At 72.7% G+C, this 18454-nt stretch carries 15 protein-coding genes and 1 pseudogene; 3 read left to right on the top strand and 13 right to left on the bottom strand.

Features of this window, described 5'->3' with window-relative positions; genetic code table 11:
- Positions 1-45: 45 nt before the first annotated feature.
- Complete coding sequence (locus BJY14_RS09525) at positions 46-729, bottom strand: cyclase family protein (RefSeq protein WP_179843274.1); 684 nt, start codon at positions 727-729, stop codon at positions 46-48.
- A gap of 45 nt (positions 730-774) precedes the next feature.
- Here BJY14_RS09525 and BJY14_RS09530 point away from each other — a divergent pair, with 45 nt between their 5' ends.
- Positions 775-1602: a HipA family kinase gene (locus tag BJY14_RS09530; protein ID WP_179843275.1), complete on the top strand. Its 828-nt coding sequence runs from the start codon at positions 775-777 to the stop codon at positions 1600-1602.
- 98 nt (positions 1603-1700) lie between these two features.
- Positions 1701-2016, top strand: a pseudogene (locus tag BJY14_RS09535) (DUF3037 domain-containing protein).
- 26 nt (positions 2017-2042) lie between these two features.
- Here the strand turns inward: BJY14_RS09535 and BJY14_RS09540 are convergent.
- The 11 genes from BJY14_RS09540 to BJY14_RS09590 form a co-directional block, all read right to left on the bottom strand.
- A complete protein-coding gene (locus BJY14_RS09540) occupies positions 2043-2951 on the bottom strand; it encodes a hypothetical protein (protein ID WP_089312821.1) in 909 nt (302 codons plus the stop codon).
- Between the two features lie 219 nt (positions 2952-3170).
- A complete protein-coding gene (locus BJY14_RS09545) occupies positions 3171-4319 on the bottom strand; it encodes a S8 family peptidase (RefSeq protein WP_179843276.1) in 1149 nt (382 codons plus the stop codon).
- A gap of 44 nt (positions 4320-4363) precedes the next feature.
- Positions 4364-5305 carry a helix-turn-helix domain-containing protein gene (locus tag BJY14_RS09550; RefSeq protein WP_179843277.1) on the bottom strand — a complete coding sequence of 314 codons (942 nt, stop codon included), beginning with the start codon at positions 5303-5305 and terminating at the stop codon, positions 4364-4366.
- A 66-nt stretch (positions 5306-5371) separates the two neighbouring features.
- A complete protein-coding gene (locus BJY14_RS09555; protein WP_179849269.1) occupies positions 5372-6214 on the bottom strand; it encodes a GNAT family N-acetyltransferase in 843 nt (280 codons plus the stop codon).
- Between the two features lie 115 nt (positions 6215-6329).
- Positions 6330-7919: an alpha/beta hydrolase gene (locus BJY14_RS09560; protein WP_179843278.1), complete on the bottom strand. Its 1590-nt coding sequence runs from the start codon at positions 7917-7919 to the stop codon at positions 6330-6332.
- Between the two features lie 199 nt (positions 7920-8118).
- A complete protein-coding gene (locus BJY14_RS09565) occupies positions 8119-9717 on the bottom strand; it encodes an alpha/beta hydrolase (protein ID WP_312879095.1) in 1599 nt (532 codons plus the stop codon).
- 163 nt (positions 9718-9880) lie between these two features.
- Positions 9881-11539, bottom strand: a complete 1659-nt coding sequence (locus tag BJY14_RS09570) for an alpha/beta hydrolase (RefSeq protein ID WP_179843279.1) — start codon at positions 11537-11539, stop codon at positions 9881-9883.
- A 276-nt stretch (positions 11540-11815) separates the two neighbouring features.
- Entirely contained in the window at positions 11816-13009 is a 1194-nt protein-coding gene (ispG, locus tag BJY14_RS09575) for a flavodoxin-dependent (E)-4-hydroxy-3-methylbut-2-enyl-diphosphate synthase (protein ID WP_179843280.1), read from the bottom strand.
- 117 nt (positions 13010-13126) lie between these two features.
- The gene (locus BJY14_RS09580; RefSeq protein WP_179843281.1) at positions 13127-14323 is read right to left on the bottom strand and encodes a M50 family metallopeptidase; all 1197 of its coding nucleotides are present in this window, start codon (positions 14321-14323) and stop codon (positions 13127-13129) included.
- Between the two features lie 40 nt (positions 14324-14363).
- The gene (gene dxr / locus BJY14_RS09585; RefSeq protein WP_218905243.1) at positions 14364-15602 is read right to left on the bottom strand and encodes a 1-deoxy-D-xylulose-5-phosphate reductoisomerase; all 1239 of its coding nucleotides are present in this window, start codon (positions 15600-15602) and stop codon (positions 14364-14366) included.
- A 55-nt stretch (positions 15603-15657) separates the two neighbouring features.
- Entirely contained in the window at positions 15658-16035 is a 378-nt protein-coding gene (locus BJY14_RS09590; protein WP_179843282.1) for a winged helix-turn-helix transcriptional regulator, read from the bottom strand.
- Positions 16036-16162: 127 nt separating this feature from the next.
- On the opposite strand from BJY14_RS09590, the gene BJY14_RS09595 reads away from it, so the two are divergent.
- Positions 16163-17011 carry an NAD(P)H-binding protein gene (locus BJY14_RS09595; protein WP_179843283.1) on the top strand — a complete coding sequence of 283 codons (849 nt, stop codon included), beginning with the start codon at positions 16163-16165 and terminating at the stop codon, positions 17009-17011.
- Between the two features lies 1 nt (position 17012).
- Here BJY14_RS09595 and BJY14_RS09600 read toward each other — a convergent pair whose 3' ends face one another.
- Positions 17013-18062 (bottom strand): sensor histidine kinase, encoded by a 1050-nt coding sequence (locus BJY14_RS09600; RefSeq protein ID WP_179843284.1) that lies wholly within the window; start codon positions 18060-18062, stop codon positions 17013-17015.
- Positions 18063-18454 lie beyond the last annotated feature (392 nt).

The following is an 18454-nucleotide window of genomic DNA, read 5'->3' on the forward strand; positions in this document are numbered from 1 at the left end:
TGCCTTCCTGTTGGTCGGTCCCAGTATGAAGGCGTACGGCTCGTTTCAGACGAGGACCGCGCGGTCGTCCACGCGCGCGACGGCGCGGACGGGGGCGCCGTCCGCTCCCGCCAGGGCCAGCGGAAAGAGGGAGACCTCGATCGCGCAGCCCGCCGCCTGGGCCTCGGCGAGGCGGCCGAGGCCGGTCAGGTTCTCGGCGATCACCGCCTCGGCGCCGCAGAGGACGCGGTGGGCCGCGAGCGAGAAGTCGTCCGACCCTGGCGGCGGGGTCCGGTCGACGCTGAGCGCGTCGATGCCCACCGTCCGCACGCCCGCGGCGACGATGGCCTCCGCGGTCTCGGGCGCCGGATACGGATGGGCCAGGTAGGCGTCCGTCCCCCAGTGCCCCGACCAGCCCGTCGCGATGAGCAGGACGTCGCCCGGCGCGAGACCCGGCGGGACGGCGTCCGGCGGTATCGGCGCGCGGGGCGGCAGGCCCCGCACGTCCATCACCACGGCCGGACCGGTGAAGCGTGCCAGCGGCAGCTCGTCCAGCCTCGGCAGCGCGTCGTCGATGTGGAACGGGGCGTCCACGTGCGTCCCGGTCTGCGACCCCAGATGCAGCCGCAGCACGTTCACCCCGGCCTCGGCGACCGTGAGGGCCGGGACGGCCTCCACCTCGGGGTCGCCCGGATAGACCGGCATGCCCGTGACGATCGGCACGGACAGGTCGAGCAGCTCAACGCCCATGGAATCGATTATCCCGGCCGCCGCCCCAGCCGATAGCGTTGCGACGTGTTGCCACATGTGACCGCCATCCGCTACGTGACGCCGCTCCGCGAGGGCGGATCGCTCCCGGGCGTCGTCGAGGCCGACGACCTCGGTACCTACGTCATGAAGTTCCACGGGGCCGGGCAGGGCCGCAAGGCGCTGATCGCCGAGGTGATCGCCGGTGAGCTGGCCCGCCGGCTCGGCCTGCGGGTGCCCGAGCAGGTGCTCATCGACCTGGACCCGGCGATCGGACGGCACGAGCCCGACCCCGACGTGCAGGACCTGCTGAAGGCCAGCCCCGGCTGGAACCTCGGCGTCGACTTCCTGCCCGGGTCGCTCGGCTTCGACCCGCTCGGCTGGAGCCCCGACCCCGGCTTCGCCTCGCGGGTGCTGTGGTTCGACGCGTTCATCGGCAACGTCGACCGCAGCTGGCGCAACCCCAACATGCTCGTGTGGCACGGCGACGTGTGGCTCATCGACCACGGCGCGAGCCTGATCTTCCACCACGCGTGGTCGAACGCGGCCCGGCTGTTCTCCGGCCCCTACGACGTGGACGACCACGTGCTGACCCCGTACGCGACGCAGCTGGAGGAGGCCGAGGCCGAGCTCGCCCCGAAGATCACCGAGGGGCTGCTGCGCGAGGTCGCCGGCCTCGTCCCGGACCGCTGGCTGGAGGGCGAGCCCGGCTTCGCCGGCCCGCAGGCCGTCCGCGACGCCTACCTCGACATCCTGCTGCCGCGTGCCGGGAAGCCGCGGGAGTGGCTGCCCGGCCTCGACCTCAGCGGCCACCGCCCTGACACCTCCGCCCGGCGCGGCCAGAACCGTCCCGGCTGGCTCGGGGGCGCGTCGTGACCGCCGGCAGGACGACCAACATCAGGACGGCGGCCGAGCCGACGGTGTTCGAGTACGCCGCGCTGCGCGTCGTCCCGCGCGTCGAGCGCGGCGAGTCCATGAACGTCGGCGTGGTCGTGTACTGCCGCGCTCTCGACTACCTCGGATGCCGCACGCATCTGGACGAGCGGCGCCTGCTCGCCCTGGACCCCTCGCTCGACCTGGCGGGCGTCCGGTCCGCCCTCACCGCGGTGGACGCGGTGTGCTGCGGCGGCGAGCGCGCGGGCCAGGCCGCGCGGGAGGCCCCGGGCGCGCGGTTCCGGTGGCTGACCGCGCCGCGCAGCACGATCGTGCAGCCGGGGCCCGGTGCACGCCGGGCTCACCGGGGACCCGGCCGCCGAGCTCGACCGCCTCCTCGACCTGCTCGTGCGGTAGCGGCCGCGCGCCGGTCGGCGTCCGGCTCAGGTCCATTCCCAGCGGATGCCGTGGTAGCCGGCGGCCATCCCGAACTCGATGAAGTGGACGCTCTGGTAGCTGGACAACCGCAGGTCGGCGGAGTCCTTGAGCGCGGTGTGCCCGTCGGGCCGCCACGTCCGGTAGCAGCGGGCGGGCAGCGCCGCCGGATGGAACCGGACCTCGATGAGGTACTCGTGCTGCGGGGTCCGGAAGCCGCGCCCCTCCTCGGTGACGGGCGGGCCGGTCTCCTCGAACCCGAAGCCGTACTCCAGCAGGTAGGTCTCGCCGCGCCCGAGCGCCCGGTCGAACAGCAGCTCGGCGGCGATGAGGCCGCTCGTCTCGTCCATCCGGACGCGGCCGAACCGGCAGCCGCGCACGGTCCGGGACGAGGGCAGCACGCCCTGCGGATGGTGGTAGACGGCGATCCAGCGGTCCACGCCGCGCTGCTGCGCCTGGAACACCGCGCGGACGCGGACCTCGCGCAGCTCCCGGCGCCGCCCGATGAGGTACTGGTCGTGCAGGCTGAGCCCGGTGAGCTGCCGCTCGCCGCGGTCGCCGATCTCGTCCAGCAGGTCGCGGACGCCGGGTTCGGGGCACAGCTCCTCGACCGGCAGCCAGGGCCCGGCGGGACGGTCGGTGGTCGGCCTGAGCAGCGTCAGCAGGGAGTGCCGCGGCAGTTCGAGGATGGTCTCCAGGCCGCGGACGGCGCGCAGCGAGTCGGCGCGCTCGGGCCGGGTCCGGCCGCGCTGCCAGTAGCTCAGCGTGGACAGGCTGACCGCGATGCCCTGCTCCTCCAGGCGGCGCCGCAGGGAGTCCAGGCTCAGGCCGCGCGCCTGGATGGCCGCGTGCAGGGCGACGTTGAACGGCCCGTACTGGAGGACCTGAAGAAGATCGTCCTCTGCGACACTCTGCATGCTCGGCCTCCGGATCGGCTCCGGCCGGCCCCCGCAAAACGGCCTTGACTACCGCAATTGCAACTTCCGCGCTCACTGTAAGGCTCCGCGGCCCCGATGCCAACAGGCAAAGTGTCACAACCGTCGGCCCCGGCCTTCGCCGAATCGGGTACCAATTCACGGCCGCGCCGCGGCCCGCGGTTCCGGGCCCGCCGGCGCGGGGCGGGCCCGGAGGCCGGGTCAGAGACCGCGCTTGTCGAGCAGGCGGTTCGGCGTACCGGCGGGGTTGCCGCTGATCACGCCGCTGACGGCGTTGGAGACGAGCCAGTTGCGGACGGTGCCGAAGGAGGCGTCGCCGTTGGCGGCCTTGTAGAGGGCGGCGACTCCGGTGACGTGCGGGGTGGCCATCGAGGTGCCGCTGATGGTGTTCGTCCCGCCGTTCAGCCAGGTCGAGGTGATGGACGACCCCGGGGCGTACAGGTCGACGCAGGCCCCGTAGTTGCTGTAGGAGGCCCTGGCGTCTCTGATCGTGCTCGCCGCGACCGTGGTGGTGTTCGCCGCGCTCCCCGGCGAGTAGTCGCAGGCGTTGCGGCCGTCGTTGCCCGCGGCGACGGCGAGGAACACGCCGGAGCTCGCGAGGTTGTCGGCGGCGGAGTTCATCGAGGACGAGAAGCCGCCGCCGAGCGACATGTTGGCCACCGCCGGCCTGGAGCGGTGGCCCGCCACCCAGTTCATGCCCGCGATGACGCCGGAGCTGGTGCCGCTCCCCTGGCAGTTCAGCACGCGGACACCGCGCAGGTAGACGCTCTTGGCGACGCCGTAGGAGGTGGAGCCGACCGTCCCCGCGACGTGCGTCCCGTGGCCGTTGCAGTCGGCGCCGTTGCCGCCGAGGGCGTCGTACACGTTGGACGCGCGCCCGCCGAACTGCGGATGTGCGGCGTAGATGCCGGTGTCGATGATGTAGGCGTACACGCCCGCGCCGGTCGCGTTGTAGGTGAAGCTGTGCGACAGCGGGAGTGCGGTCTGGTCGATGCGATCCAGGCCCCACGAGGGCGGGTTCTGCTGCGTGCCGTCGGCGCGGACGACCGCGTCCTGCTCGATGCGGACGACGCCGGGGGCGCCGCGCAGCTTCGCGAGTTTCCGGGAGTCGAGCTTCGCGGCGAATCCGTTCAGCACCCGGCCGTAGCGGTACATGGTCTTGATGCCGTGCTCGGAAACGGTGGCGACGATCGACACACCTGGCTTCAGCGTCACGATGTACTGGCCGGCGATCCCCTGCCCCGAGGCGGCGAGGGTCAGCGGCGCGCGAAAGGTCACGGCTGGGGCGGGGGCGGCGGAAACTGCGATCAGGCACGCCGCCGCGACGGCCGTGAACAGGGGTTTCTTCATCGGAATTCCGTCCGTGGAGTTACCCCGACCCCCGCTTTCCGATGTTAATGCCATTCCCACTCGATGCCCACTATCCCGCGGCGCACGGTTCCGACCGCGAGGTTCGCACTTCCCGAAGTGCCGATCCACAATTCGCCGAGCCGCCGGCGCGGGGACGCGGAGCTCTCGGCCGTGAAGCCGTAGCAGCGGGCGGGCAGCCGGTCGCCGTCGAACTGGACGAGCGCCACGTAGTCGTGGACGGGATGGGAGAAGCGCCGGTCGTAGCCGTCGGGCGCGGGCAGCCCGATCGGCCCCAGCTCGTACTCGATGACCGCGGTGTCGCCCGTCGCCAGCACCCTGTCGAAGACCAGCTCGAACGCCACCAGCCCGCCCTCGGCGCGGATCCGGCCAGGGCGGCAGTACCGCACGTCCAGCAGCCCGGCCACGCCGCCAGCGCCACCGGCGCCACCGTCCGCGACGCCGGCGAGGTCTCCGTCGCCCGTCTGGTGGACGCAGACCACGCGGTCGATGTCGTCGCCGGCGGCCCGCAGGACGGTGCGCACCGAGAGCGTCCAGGACCGGCGCGCCTCGTCCAGCCGGTAGACGTCGTGGACGCTGAGCCGTTCGAGCCGGTGGTCGCCCGAGCGGTCGAGCTGCCCGACGAGGCAGGCGTAGCGCTCGGGGTCGGGCCACAGGTCGCGGACGCCGCGCCCCCGCTCCGCCCCGTTCGGCGGGCCGGCGGCCCCGCGCACGGCCGCGCCCCGGACGGGCACGGCGTTCGGCGCGGGGTCCTCCAGCAACTCGATGAGGGTGCCGGACGGCACCTGCAGGATCTCCTCCAGCGCGACGACCACGGTGCGCGAGCGCGGCCGGCTGCGGCCGCGCTGCCAGTAGCTGAGGGTGGCCACGCTGACCGTGAGCCCGCGCCGGCCGAGCCGGTGGCGGATCCGCTCCAGGGTCAGCCCGCTCGCCTGGATCGCCTGCCGCAGTGCCCCGGCGAACTCCACGGCGGGATGGTACCCGGCCCAGAAGATCGATTCAGGTACCGGGGCAGATCAGGCACGCAATAACAATCAGAAAAGAACGGACATAAAGGAGCCCAGTTCGGTGAACCCGACCCGGCGGTAGGCCGCCCGGGCCCGGGTGTTGTAGTCGTTGACGTACAACGACACGGTCGGCGCGATGCCGTGCAGCGCCTCCCGCACCACCGCGGCCATCCCCGTCTCCGACCGGCCCTGCCCCCGCAGGTCGGGAGGCACCCACACGCCCTGCACCTGGCAGGCCCGCGGGGTGACGGCGCCGACCTCGGCCTTGAACATGACGCGGCCGTCCTCGATGCGCGCGAAGGCGCGGCCGTCGCGGATCAGCTCGGCGACGCGGGCCCGGTAGAGCACGCCCCCGTCACCGGCGTTGGGCGACACCCCGACCTCTTCGGTGAACATCGCCACGCAGGCCGGGTAGACGATGTCGAACTCCTCCATCCGGACCCGGCGCACACCGGGGTCGGCCGGCACGTCGGGGACGGTCGAGGTCGCCATCACCGGCTGGGCGGCGCGGACGGCCCGGGGCGGCCCCCAGTACGGCGCGAGGATCTCCCACAGCTCCCCGACCGCGCCGACGGGCCCGACGATGGACGAGCAGCGCCGCCCCTGCGCCTGGGCCCGCTCGGCGAACGCCCGGACGGCCTCCGGCCCGGCCGCGACCGGGATGAGGTTGGCGCCCGAGTAGCACAGCGAGACGAGCCTGCCGTCGCGCAGGTAGCCCCACATCTGGGCGCCGAGGCGGCGCGGGTCGAGCCCCGCGGCGTGCACGCGGGAACTCACGAACACGTTGGACACCGGGTCGGCGTCCAGGATCGCGAGGGCTTCCGCACGGTACCGGTCGTCCAGCACGCGCACCGGCATCGAGCCCAGCATCCGCACGGCTACCGGCCCCCAGCCCTCACCACTGAAAGCTCCACGTGGCCAAGACTATGCCGTCCGGGGGCCGCGCACCTCCGCGGCCTCCGTCACGGCCCCATCCGGGCGGGATTCACCGGTGCGCGGCCGCCTGCTCCGCCCTGCCCGCCTTGGCCGCGACCGGTTCGGGCCCGGCCGCGCACTTCTGGTCGGGCCCCGGCCGGTTCGCGGGCAGCCTCCCGTCGCCGAGATAGGCGGCCACGGACCCGTCGACGCACCGGTCACCGGAGAGCGAGACGCCGTGGTTGCGCCCGCCGACCTGGACGAGCAGCCTCGACGTCGGGAACCTGCGGTGCATCTCCAGCACGCCCGGATACGGGGTCGCCGCGTCCTCGGTGGCCTGCACCATCAGGATCGGCGGCAGCGCGGAGCCGCCCCCCACCCGCGGCGGCGGGCCTCCCGGCACCCCCCAGAAGGCGCAGGGCGCGTTGTACCAGGTGTTGCTCCAGGTCTCGAAACGGTAGCCCCGGCGGTAGAGGCGCTCGCTGTCGGCGTGCCAGCGTCCCCAGGCGCGCGGCCAGGCCGCGTCCCGGCACTGGACCGCGTTGTAGACCGTGTAGTTGTTCTGGTCGAGCCGCGACGGCGGCTGCCACACCTTGCGCAGCGGACCCGGGTCGCGCCGGACGGCGTAGGCCGACAGCGCCCTCGCGTGCGCGGCCCAGGTGTAGTCGCCGTAGCCGTCGGCGAGGAACCCCTCGTCGAGTTCGGTGGGGCCGACGCGCCCGTCGATCGGCTTGGCCTTGAGCGCGGCCCGCACCCTGGCGTAGGCGGCGGCCACCTTCCGGCCGGAGTCGCCGAGCCGGTAGGTCTTGTGGTGGCGGGCGATCCAGGCGAAGTACGCGCGGATGCGCTTCTCGAAGGCGACGTTCTGGTCGAGGTTGTCGCCGTACCAGACCCCGCTCGGCCTGACGACGCTGTCGAGCACCATGCGGCGGACCCGCTGCGGGTACATCGTGGCGTACACCGCGCCGAGGTACGTCCCGTACGAGTACCCGAAGTAGCTGATCTTCTGCTGGCCGAGGGCGGCGCGCACGGCGTCCATGTCGCGGGCCGAGTCGGCGGTGCCCATGTGCGGGAGGATCGCGCCGTACCGGCGGGCGCAGTCGCCCGCGTAGTGCCGCGCCCTGGCCTTCCACGCCTCCTCCTCCGCCGCGCTCGCGGGGACGGAGTCGGGGCGGGCGCGGCCGGGGCTCTGGTAGGCGGGGTCGCAGACGAGTTCGGGCCTGCTGGCGCCGACGCCGCGGGGGTCGAAGCCGATCCAGTCGTAGGACGCGGCGACCCGCTTGGGCAGCGACTCGGCGAAGAAGCCGGACAGGTCGCGCCCGTGCGCGCCGGGCCCGCCCCGGTTGAGCAGCACCACGCCCTTGGATCTGGGCGCGGTGTGGCGGGCGCGGCTGAGTTCGAGGGTGATCTGCCTGCCGGCCGGGTCGGCGTAGTCGAGCGGCACCCGGAGGGACGCGCACTGCAGGCCCTTGAGCCGGGCGCCCTCCACCGGGTCCTTGGCGGGGCAGGACCTCCAGGCGAGGCCGGCGGGCCTCGGCTCGGGGCGGAGGGCGGGGGCGGCGTCCGCGGGCGTCCCCAGCGCGGCGGCCCCGGCGACGGCGAGCGTGATCGCGGCGGCCGCCGTCCCGGCGGCGGCCCTCTTTCCAGCGTCGTTCAGCACGTTCGCTTTCTACCGGCGGGACGGCCGGGAACCGCGTACCCCAGAGGATCGCGCGATTCCGCCCCCAAACGGGAGCACCACCGAAAACCAACCGCCCGTAAAGCGAAACGCGGTGTGCCAGACTCGCCCCGCGAGGGGGCGGGCCCGGCACACCGCGAACCGGCGTGCGGTACCGACCAGCTGCTGTATTACCCCCGTATCAGGGGCGCCCGACCGGCAGGTCCTTGCCCGCGGAGGCGCGCGCGGCCTTCGCGGTCATGGCCGTCGGGTCGGGGTCGTTCAGCGCCGGGACGGCCTTGCAGTAGGCGTCCGGGCCGCGGTGGCTCTGCGGCAGCGCCCCGGTGTCGAGGTACGCCGCGACCTTGTCGTCCAGGCACACGTTGCCGTTGAGCGTGTTGGCGTGGGTCTTGCCGCCGACCTCGAACACCAGGCGCGAGGACGGGAAGAGCTTGTGCATCTCCAGGCCGCCCGCGACCGGGGTCGCCGCGTCCTGGGTGGACTGCACGAGCAGCATGCCCGCCAGGCCCTTGGCGCCCTTCAGCCTGAACTCCGGCCCGCCCTGGAACGGCCAGAAGGCGATCGGGGCGTTGAACCAGACGTTGCTCCAGGTGTTGAACCTGTAGCCCTGCCGGTAGAGCTTCGCGGCGTCGTGGTGCCACTTGCTCCAGTTGCGCGGCCAGCGGGCGTCGGCGGCCTGGACGGCGTTGTAGACGGCGAAGCCGTTGTCGTCACCGCCGGGGCTCATCCAGTCGAGGAGCCCGGAGGCGTCCTTGTCGTTGACCCACGCCGAGAGCGCCTGGGCGAACGGGATGTAGTAGCCGGTGTTGTAGCCGGCGGACAGCACGGTGTCGTCCAGCTCGTCCGGCCCCATCTTGCCGCCGATCGGCGCCTTCTTCGCGGCGGCGCGGACGGCGTAGTACTTGGCCTCGACGGCCTTCTCGCTCTTGCCGAGGTGGTAGAGCGAGTCGTACTTGGCGATCCAGGCCCACCAGGCCTTCATGTTGTGCTCGAAGGCCTTGTCCTGCTCCAGCTGGGCGTCGTACCAGACCGTCTTCGGGTTGACGTTGCCGTCGAGCACCATCCGGTTCACGCGCTTGGGGAAGAGCGTGGCGTAGGTGGCGCCGAAGTAGGTGCCGTAGGAGAAGCCGTACCAGCTGATCTTGTCCTGGCCGAGCGCGGCGCGGATCGCGTCGACGTCGCGCGCGGCGTCGGTGGTGCGCATGTGCGGCAGCAGCCAGCCGAACTTCTTCGCGCAGTCCTGCGCGTACTTCCTCGACTTGGCGATCCAGGCCTTCTCCTCCTTGGCGGAGGAGGGGACGTAGTCCGGCCGGATCGGGTCGGAGAAGTTCGGGTCGCAGGTCAGCGCGGGCTTGCTGGAGCCGACACCGCGCGGGTCGAAGCCGATGATGTCGTACTTGGCGGCGACGTCGGCGTGCCCGGTGCCGCCGATCCAGCGGGCGAGGGCGGGCGCGTACTGGAGGCCGCTGCCGCCCGGGCCGCCCGGATTCACGAACAGGGTGCCCTGGTAGTTCTTCTCGTCGGTGTGCCGGAAGCGCGACACCGCGATGGAGATCTTGCGGCCGTTGGGCCGGGCGTAGTCGAGCGGAACCTCGACCTGGGCGCACTGCGCCTTGTTCATCGGGTCGCTGGGGCCGCTGACCTCGCAGGCGCCCCAGTTGATGCCCTTGGCCGCGACCGTCGCACCGGAGTGCCCGGTGTCAGCGCTCGCGGAGACGGCGACCCCTGCGCCGCCCGCCGCCACGACCGCCGCGGTCGCGACGAGAACGATCCTTTTCACTTGACCCCCTCAGATCGGCGACTCCGGGCCGGCGCCGTGCCGGAGGGGGGTGTCGCCGATGCGTGGCTGATGCGTACCTACTGCGTGTCGCTGGGTGTGCCGGCGGGTGCCGGACCCCGGGGACGGGTCCCCGGGGTCCGGACCGCATGTGCTGCTACCGGCGTCAGCGGATGACGTCGGCCTTGAGCCGCGCGGCCTTCTGCGCGCCGCCGCTCAGCGTCCTGGCGGTCGCCGTCGACGGCGGCTTCGGGTCACCGAGCTGCGGGACGTGGACGGTGCTCCGCTCCGGACGCTCTCCCCGCAGGAAGTAGGCGTCGAAGTAGGCGTCCACCTGGGCGGAGCCGCGGTGCACGATGCAGTGCGTGCGGTCGCCGTCCTGGACGACCAGGCGCGAGCCCTTGAGCCTGCGGTGCATCTCCAGCGCGCCCGCGTACGGCGTGGCCGCGTCCGCGGTCGACTGGAACATGAGGATGTTGCGCGGCAGGTCGCGGGTGTGACCGATGTTCACCGGCTTGCCGGCCTTGGCGGGCCAGTACAGGCACGGGGCGTTGTACCAGGCGTTGCCCCAGGTCTCGAACGGGTGCTTCCTGTTGACCCGCTCGTTGTCGCGCTGCCACTTGTTCCAGCTCAGCGGCCACTGGACGTCGGTGCACTGCACGCCGAGGTAGACGGCGTAGCCGTTGTCGTCGGAGCCGCCGGTGGTCGGCGCGCCGAACGTCCCCGCGAACGTGGCGGTGTCGCCCGACTTGTACGCCGACAGGCCGGACGCGTACCCGTGCCAGATGGCCTGGCTGCGCCGGTACCCGGCGTTCAGGATCACGTCGGTCAGCTCGTCCGGCCCGACGGCGAGGGTCTGCCCGCTGTCAGGGTCGGTGTAGTAGACCGGCTTGTTCTTGAGCTTCGCGCGCAGGTCGTAGAAGAAGCTCCGGACCTGCTTCTGCGTGGTACCGAGGTGGTACACCGAGTCGTACTTGGCGACCCAGCCGAAGTAGTAGTCGATGTTGATGTCGAACTGGGCGTCCTGGTTGAGGTTGGCCTCGTACCAGGCGTCGGAGGGGCCGACGTTGCCGTCCAGCACCATCTTCCCGACGTTCTTGGGGTAGACGGTGGCGTAGGTGGAGCCGAGGTAGGTGCCGTAGGAGGCGCCGTAGTAGTCGAGCTTCTTGTTGCCGAGCGCCCGGCGGATCGACTCCACGTCGTTGACCGAGTCGATCGTCTTGATGTGGTTGAGCAGCCCGGTCGTGTCGGCCTTGCCGCACGCCTCGGCGTAGCCCTTGGACAGCTTCAGCCAGGTGGCGACCGACTTGCGGTCACCGGTGCCGTAGTCCGGGCGCGGGGCGTTGGTGTAGTTCGGGTCGCAGCTCAGGGCCGGGACGCTCATACCGACGCCGCGCGGGTCGAAGCCGATGACGTTGTAGGCCTCGCGCATCGGGGCGGAGTTCTGCGCGAACACCCGCGGCCCGAACAGCGCGCCGCCGCCGCCCGGTCCGCCGGGGTTGACCACGATGTCGCCCTTGGCCGCACCGGAGCCGGTGTGCGGCGTCCTGGTGAGCTGGATCGTGATCTTCTTGCCCTGCGGCTTGGCGTAGTCCATCGGCACCGACAGCTCGGCGCACTGGACGATCTTGGAGACGGGGTACAGCCCGTCGTACAGGTCGTGCACCGTCTGGACGAAGTCCGCGGGGCAGGCGTGCCACTGGGCCGCCGAGGGGTTGAATCCTCCGGCCGTTCCGGCGGAGGGGCTCGCGGCCTGTGCGCTTGTGGCGCCGAGACCGGTGAGACCGAGCCCGGCCACCGCGGCCACGACAACAGTCCTCTTCACATATCCCCCTATCGTGCCGACTCCGGTTGAGTCAGACATACGGGTAAATGAGTGAAGATTGTGGCGGTTCTGGCATACCGCCCGACAGGGGGCCATCAGAGTGGATGCGGAATCGTGACAAGATCAGCGGAACTCTGTGACAACTCCGGACGTTCCGGTCGCGGATGCCCAGCTCCGGGAGGGGTTCCGGGCACACGAAAAGGCCCCGGGTCGCGGGACCCGGGGCCTCGAAGGCGCGCTACGGCGCCGGCCGGAGCACCGGCCGGAGCGCGGGTGTCAGCCGACCACCACTTCGGCGCCCGGTCCGGAGACCGTGCCGTCCTCGGCGATCTCGATGCCCATCTCGTCGGCGATGCGCATCGCCTCCTCGATCAGGGTCTCGACGATCTGCGCCTCGGGGACGGTCTTGACGACCTCGCCCTTGACGAAGATCTGGCCCTTGCCGTTGCCCGACGCGACGCCGAGGTCGGCCTCGCGGGCCTCGCCGGGCCCGTTCACCACGCAGCCCATCACGGCGACGCGCAGCGGCACCGGGAAGTCCTTCAGCCCGGCGGTGACCTGCTCGGCCAGCGTGTACACGTCCACCTGCGCGCGGCCGCAGGAGGGGCAGGAGACGATCTCCAGGCCGCGCTTGCGCAGCCCGAGCGACTCCAGGATCGCCGTGCCGACCTTGACCTCCTCGACCGGCGGCGCGGACAGCGACACCCGGATCGTGTCGCCGATGCCCTCCGCCAGCAGCGCGCCGAACGCGACCGCCGACTTGATCGTGCCCTGGAACGCCGGCCCCGCCTCGGTGACGCCGAGGTGCAGCGGGTACTCGCAGGCCGCCGCCAGCTTCCGGTACGCCTCGATCATCACGACCGGGTCGTTGTGCTTGACCGAGATCTTGATGTCACGGAAGTCGTGCTCCTCGAACAGCGAGCACTCCCACAGCGCCGACTCCACCAGCGCGTCGGGGGTGGCCCTGCCGTACTTCTCCAGCAGGCGCTTGTCGAGGGAGCCGGCGTTGACCCCGATGCGGATCGGCACGCCCGCGTCCTTGGCGGCGCGGGCGATCTCGCCGATCCGGTCGTCGAACTTCTTGATGTTGCCCGGGTTGACGCGGACCGCCGCGCAGCCGGCGTCGATCGCCGCGAACACGTACTTGGGCTGGAAGTGGATGTCGGCGATGACGGGGATCGGCGACTTGCGCGCGATCGCCGGCAGCGCCTCGGCGTCGTCCTGCGACGGCACGGCGACGCGGACGATCTGGCACCCCGACGCGGTCAGCTCCGCGATCTGCTGGAGCGTGGCGTTCACGTCGGCGGTGAGGGTCGTGGTCATCGACTGCACCGACACGGGGGCGTCGCCGCCCACCGGGACGCCGCCGACCATGATCTGCCGGGATCTGCGGCGGGGCGCGATCGGACCCGGCGCCCCCTGCCCGTCGCCTTCGCCGCGGACGCTCGGTATACCCAGTGAAACGCTCATCCCTCTCCTCAATTTTCGGCCCCGTACAAAGCCTAGGTGCCCCGCGCGGCTGAGTTGACGGCACCCGGCTTCCACCAGTGTGACCATTTGAGCACACTCGGTAAACGTTTCACGTCATTACGGTAGTCGGAGGGGGTTGAGCACGTCGGCGAGGATCAGCAGCACCCCGAAACCCACCAGCAACAGGACGGCCAGGTATGTCAAGGGCAGGAGCCGGGTCATGTCCACGGTGCCCGGATCCGGCCGCCCCCTGATCCGGTTGACGCCGGCCCGCGCCCGCTCGTAGGCGACGACCGCGAGGTGCCCGCCGTCCAGCGGGAGCAGGGGCAGCACGTTGAGCGCGCCGAGGAAGACGTTCACCGAGACGACCAGCGAGAGGTAGAGGGCGATCTTGTCGCGGGCGGAGGCCCGGGCGGAGAAGATCTGCCCGGACACCTCGGTGGCGCCGACCACGCTGCCGACCTGGCCGCCGGGCGTGCTCCCCCGCTCGGGCGAGAACAGCTTCGGAAGCGCGGAGGGAAGGTCGGCCGCGGCGTGCCCGATGCCGGCGACGATGCGGCCGATGCCCTGCCCGGCGAACACGGCGGCGTTGAGCGGCCCGGTCCGCTCGTACCCGGCCCCGACGACCTTCGGCGAGATGCCGACGAACGGCCGCCCGTCCACGTCCGCGAGCGTGATCGGCAGTGTCACCGGCCGCGGCGCTCCCGGCCGCGCGACCACCGCCGTCACCGTCTGGCCGGGCTTCGCCGCGTCGATCGCCCTGGTGAGCGCGGCCCAGTCGGAGACTGGAGCGCCGTCGAACGAGACGACGCGGTCGCCCGCGCGCAGCCCGGCCCGCGCGGCGGGGGACGGCGGCCGGTCCCCGCCGCAGCCGCCGGACAGCGAGGCGGGCACGCAGGTCGTGATCTGGTCGACGGTGCTGGTCACCGTGCCGGCCTCGCGCACGCCGATCGTCATGGCCATCACCATGAGCAGCAGGAACGCGAACGCGAAGTTGGCGGCCACCCCGGCGGAGATGACGACCGCGCGGCGGCCGGCGGGCTGCCGGTAGAACGCGCGCGGGCGGTCGGCCGCGGGGATCTCCTCCAGCGGCGTGTAGCCGACGATCTTGACGAAGCCGCCGAGCGGGACCGCCTTCACGCCGTACTCGGTCTCGCCCCGGCGGGTGGACCACAGGGTCGGGCCGAAACCCACGAAGTACTGCGTGGCCTTCATCCCGTAGCGCTTGGCGGTGAGCAGGTGCCCGCCCTCGTGGAGCATCACCGAGACCAGCAGTGCCACCACGAACGCCGCCGCGCCGAGGAAGAAGGCCATCGGGTCCCCTCCGAGATTCCTCCCGAGGCGGGTCCCCGGGTCAGGCGGTCGCGGTCAGCTCCCTGGCCCTGGTCCGCGCCCAGGCGTCCGCGGCGAGGACGTCGTCGAGCGTCAGGCCTCCGGTGGTGCCCGAACCGTGCTCCTCCATTACCCGCGCGACAGTGTCGACTATCCCGAGGAACGGGAGCCGTTCCGCGCGGAAGGCGTCCACACACTCCTCGTTGGCGGCGTTGTAGACGGCGGGGACCGTCCCGCCCAGCTCACCGGCGCGGCGCGCCAGCGCGACGGCGGGGAACGCCTCGTCGTCGAGGGGGAACAGCTCCCAGGTGTGCGCCCTGGTCCAGTCGACGCCGGGCGCGGCGTCCGGCACCCGGTCGGGCCAGTCGAGGCCGAGCGCGATCGGCAGCCGCATGTCGGGCGGGCTCGCCTGCGCCAGCGTGGAGCCGTCGGTGAACTCGACCATCGAGTGGATGACCGACTGCGGGTGCACCATGACCTCGATGCGGTCCATCGGGACGTCGAAGAGCAGGTGCGCCTCGATGACCTCCAGGCCCTTGTTGACCAGGGTCGCGGAGTTGATCGTGACGACCGGGCCCATGTCCCAGGTCGGGTGGTTCAGCGCCTGCTCGGGGGTGACGTCCCCCAGCTCGTCGCGGGGGCGCCCCCGGAAGGGCCCGCCGCTCGCGGTCAGCACGAGCCGCCGCACCTCCTCGGCCCGCCCGCCGCGCAGGCACTGGGCGAGCGCCGAGTGCTCGGAGTCGACGGGCACGATCTGCCCCGGACGCGCCCGCTCCTTGACGAGGGGGCCGCCGACGATGAGCGACTCCTTGTTGGCGAGGGCGAGCGTGCGCCCCGCGTCCAGCGCGGCCAGCGTCGAGGCGAGGCCGAGGGCGCCGGTCACGCCGTTCAGCACGACCTCGCACGGCCAGGCGGCGACCTCGGCGACCGCGTCGGGGCCTGCCACGATCTTGGGGATGGGGTAGTCCCCGGAGGCGTAGCCGCGCTTCTTGGCCTCGGCGTAGAAGGCGAGCTGGAGCTCCTGCGCGGCGGACGCCCTGGCCACCGCGACGACCTCGGGGCGGAACTCCAGCGCCTGCTCGGCCAGCAGGTCCACCCGCCCGCCGCCGGCCGCCAGCCCCGTCACCCGGAACCGGCCGGGGTTGCGGCGGACCACGTCCAGCGCCTGGGTGCCGATCGAACCGGTGGAGCCGAGGACGACCAGCTCGCGGGCGGCCGCGTCGGGCCTTGAAGGAGTCATCACGCGTCCATTGTCGGGCATCGGCCGCCCCGGGAGGGCGCGGACACCGCTCCGCCTCCCCGTCGCGGCCCCGGTCTCAGCCCTCGCCCTCGTCGTAGGCGCTCCGCGCCCGCTCGACCTTCTCCAGGTTCTCGGCGGACCACTCCGTGAGGGCCGCGAACAGCGGCGCGAGACTGCCGCCCAGCTCGCTGATCTCGTACTCGACGCGCGGCGGCACCTCCGGGTGGTAGGTGCGGACGACGAGCCCGTCGCGCTCCATCTGCCGCAGGCGCTGGGTCAGCACCTTCGGCGTGATCGTGGCGATGCGGCGCTGGAGCTCCACGAACCGCTGGCGCCCGTACTCGTGCAGCGTCCAGAGGATCGGCGTCGTCCAGCGGCTGAAGACGATGTCGACCACCGGAGCGATCGGGCAGGCCAGCTCGGCGTCGAGCGCCTCCCCGGTCTCGGCGTTCATCCTCGCGACCTCCCGGGTAGTCACTTTCTTCTAGGTACCTACTATACCGAGGATGCTAGCTTCGCCGGGTCGCACCGCGACGGCACCGCCCTCGGGCGGTGTCAGTGCAGCTCAGAGGGAGAAAGCAATGATCGTTGTCATGGGTGCCACGGGGAACGTCGGGCGGCCGCTCGTGCGGGCGCTGGCCGAGGCGGGCGAGCGGGTGACGGCGGTGTCGCGCACCGATCCCGGCGACCTGCCCGAGGGCGTCGCGCACCGCGCGGCCGACCTCGCCGAGCCGGAGACCCTCCGGCCCGTCCTCGACGGGGCGGACGCGCTCTTCCTGCTCATCGCCGGGCCCCTGCTCGGCTCGCCCGAGGACCTGGACCCGCGTGCCGTCCTGGACGTGGTGAAGTCCGCCGGTGTGGAGCGGGTCGTCCTGATGTCGTCCCAGGGCGCCGGAACGCGCCCGACGGCGCACGGCCACAGCCACCTCCGGGCGTTCGAGGACGCCGTCCGGGAGTCGGGGGTCGCCTGGACGATCCTGCGGCCCGGCGGCTTCGACAGCAACGCGTTCGCGTGGGCGGAGCCGATCCGCGCCCACCGGGCGGCCGCGGCGCCGTTCGCCGACGTCGCACTGCCGTTCGTCCACCCGTCCGACATCGCCGAGGTCGCGGCCGCGGTCCTGCGGGAGGGCGGGCACGAGGAGCGCGTCTACGAGCTGACCGGGCCCGCCCCGGTCACGCCGCGGGAACGGGCGCGGACGATCGGCGACGCGCTCGGCGAGCCGGTGGCGTTCACCGAGCAGACCCGGGAGGAGGCCCGGGCGCAGATGACGGCGTTCATGCCCGCGCCGGTCGTCGACGGCACCCTCGACATCCTCGGCGAGCCGACCGAGGCCGAGCGTCGCGTCAGCCCCGACGTGCGGAAGGTGCTCGGACGCCCGGCCCGGTCCTTCGCGCGATGGGCCGAGGAGAACCTCGCGGCGTTCCGCTGAGTCAGCGGGCGAGCGGGAGCCAGAGCACGAGCCGGGCGCCGTAGGCACCGTCGGCGACCCGCACGGTCCCGCCGTGGGCGGCGGCGATCTCCCGCGCGATCGGAAGGCCGAGGCCGCTGCCGCCCTTGTCGCGGCTGCGGGCCGGGTCCAGGCGGGCGAAGCGCTCGAAGACGCGGTCCCGGTCGGCGAACGGGATGCCCGGGCCGTCGTCGTGCACCTCGACGACGGCCCCGTCGCCGTCGGCGCGCGCCTCGACCTCGATCTGCGCGGCGGCGTAGCGCTCGGCGTTGGCGAGCAGGTTGCGCACCGCGCGGCCGAGCCGCTGCCGGTTGCCTCCGACGATGAGGCCCGGCTCGACCTTCACCACCATCGGGACGGGCGGGCTGCGCAGCCCGGCCTCCGCCTCCACCAGCGCCCCGAGGTCGATGGCCTCCTGGGCGGGGATGTCGCCGGAGTCGATGCGGGCGAGGACGAGGAGGTCCTCGACGATCCGGTGCAGCCGGTCGATGTCGGCCAGGGAGCGGCGCAGGGTGTCCACGGCGTCGCCGTCGTCGGGGGCGGCGAGGGCCAGCTCGATGCGGGTGCGCAGCCCGGTGATCGGCGTGCGCAGCTCGTGCGAGGCGTCGGAGATGAACGCGCGCCGCTGCTCGACCGCGTCCTCCAGCCGGGCGAGCAGCTCGTTGACGCGCTCGGCCAGCCGCTCCGCCTCGTCTCCCGTGGCGGGGACGGCGACGCGCCCGGACCCGCCGTCCCCGGCGAGCCTCTCCAGCTCCCGCCGGAGCCGTTTCACCGGCCGGAGCGCCCCCCGCGCGGAGTGCGCCACCCCCCAGCGGGCCGACGCGACGGCCACCGCCGCCAGCGCGGCCATGACGGCCGCGAGCACCCCGGGGCGGCCCACACCGGCGAGCGCGTAGAGAACGGCGGCCGCCACCGCCACCGCGGCCACCATGAGTGAGCCGAGTGCGGCGACCGTCGCCGACGTCACACGCGCCCGCAGGGGGCGGGGCCTGGGCGGCCGGACTCGCCGATCATCGACGTTCCTGGCCGACATGCTTCCTTTGTACGTACGCACCACCCAAAAGAGGGCAAAGCGCCTGGCCGGTCACCGCATAACCTGCCGAAAGGCGGTCATGGACCGGCGCCCCCGCAGCACCGGCTGCCGCGCATACCCCGAGGGTCCGCGACCCGCAGGGCGACACGTGAGGCTTTGCCGCCCTTTTCACCTTCCGTAGCGGCGACAACACGCTTGCCCGCCTATAAAGGAGGCTGTGAAGGCGACTCCCACCGGGGGGATGGAGACATGGGCCAGACGGGCGAGCCGGTCGTCGACCCGCGAGGGTTGAGCACGGCTCAGCGCCTGGGCGACGCGTGCGTCGTCTGCCGCAAGAGGTGGCCCCGGCCGCGCGTCCGCGTCGGCCGCCTGCCGGACTCGTCAGGGGTGTT

The sequence above is a fragment of the Actinomadura luteofluorescens genome, from assembly GCF_013409365.1.
GTDB lineage: Bacteria > Actinomycetota > Actinomycetes > Streptosporangiales > Streptosporangiaceae > Spirillospora > Spirillospora luteofluorescens.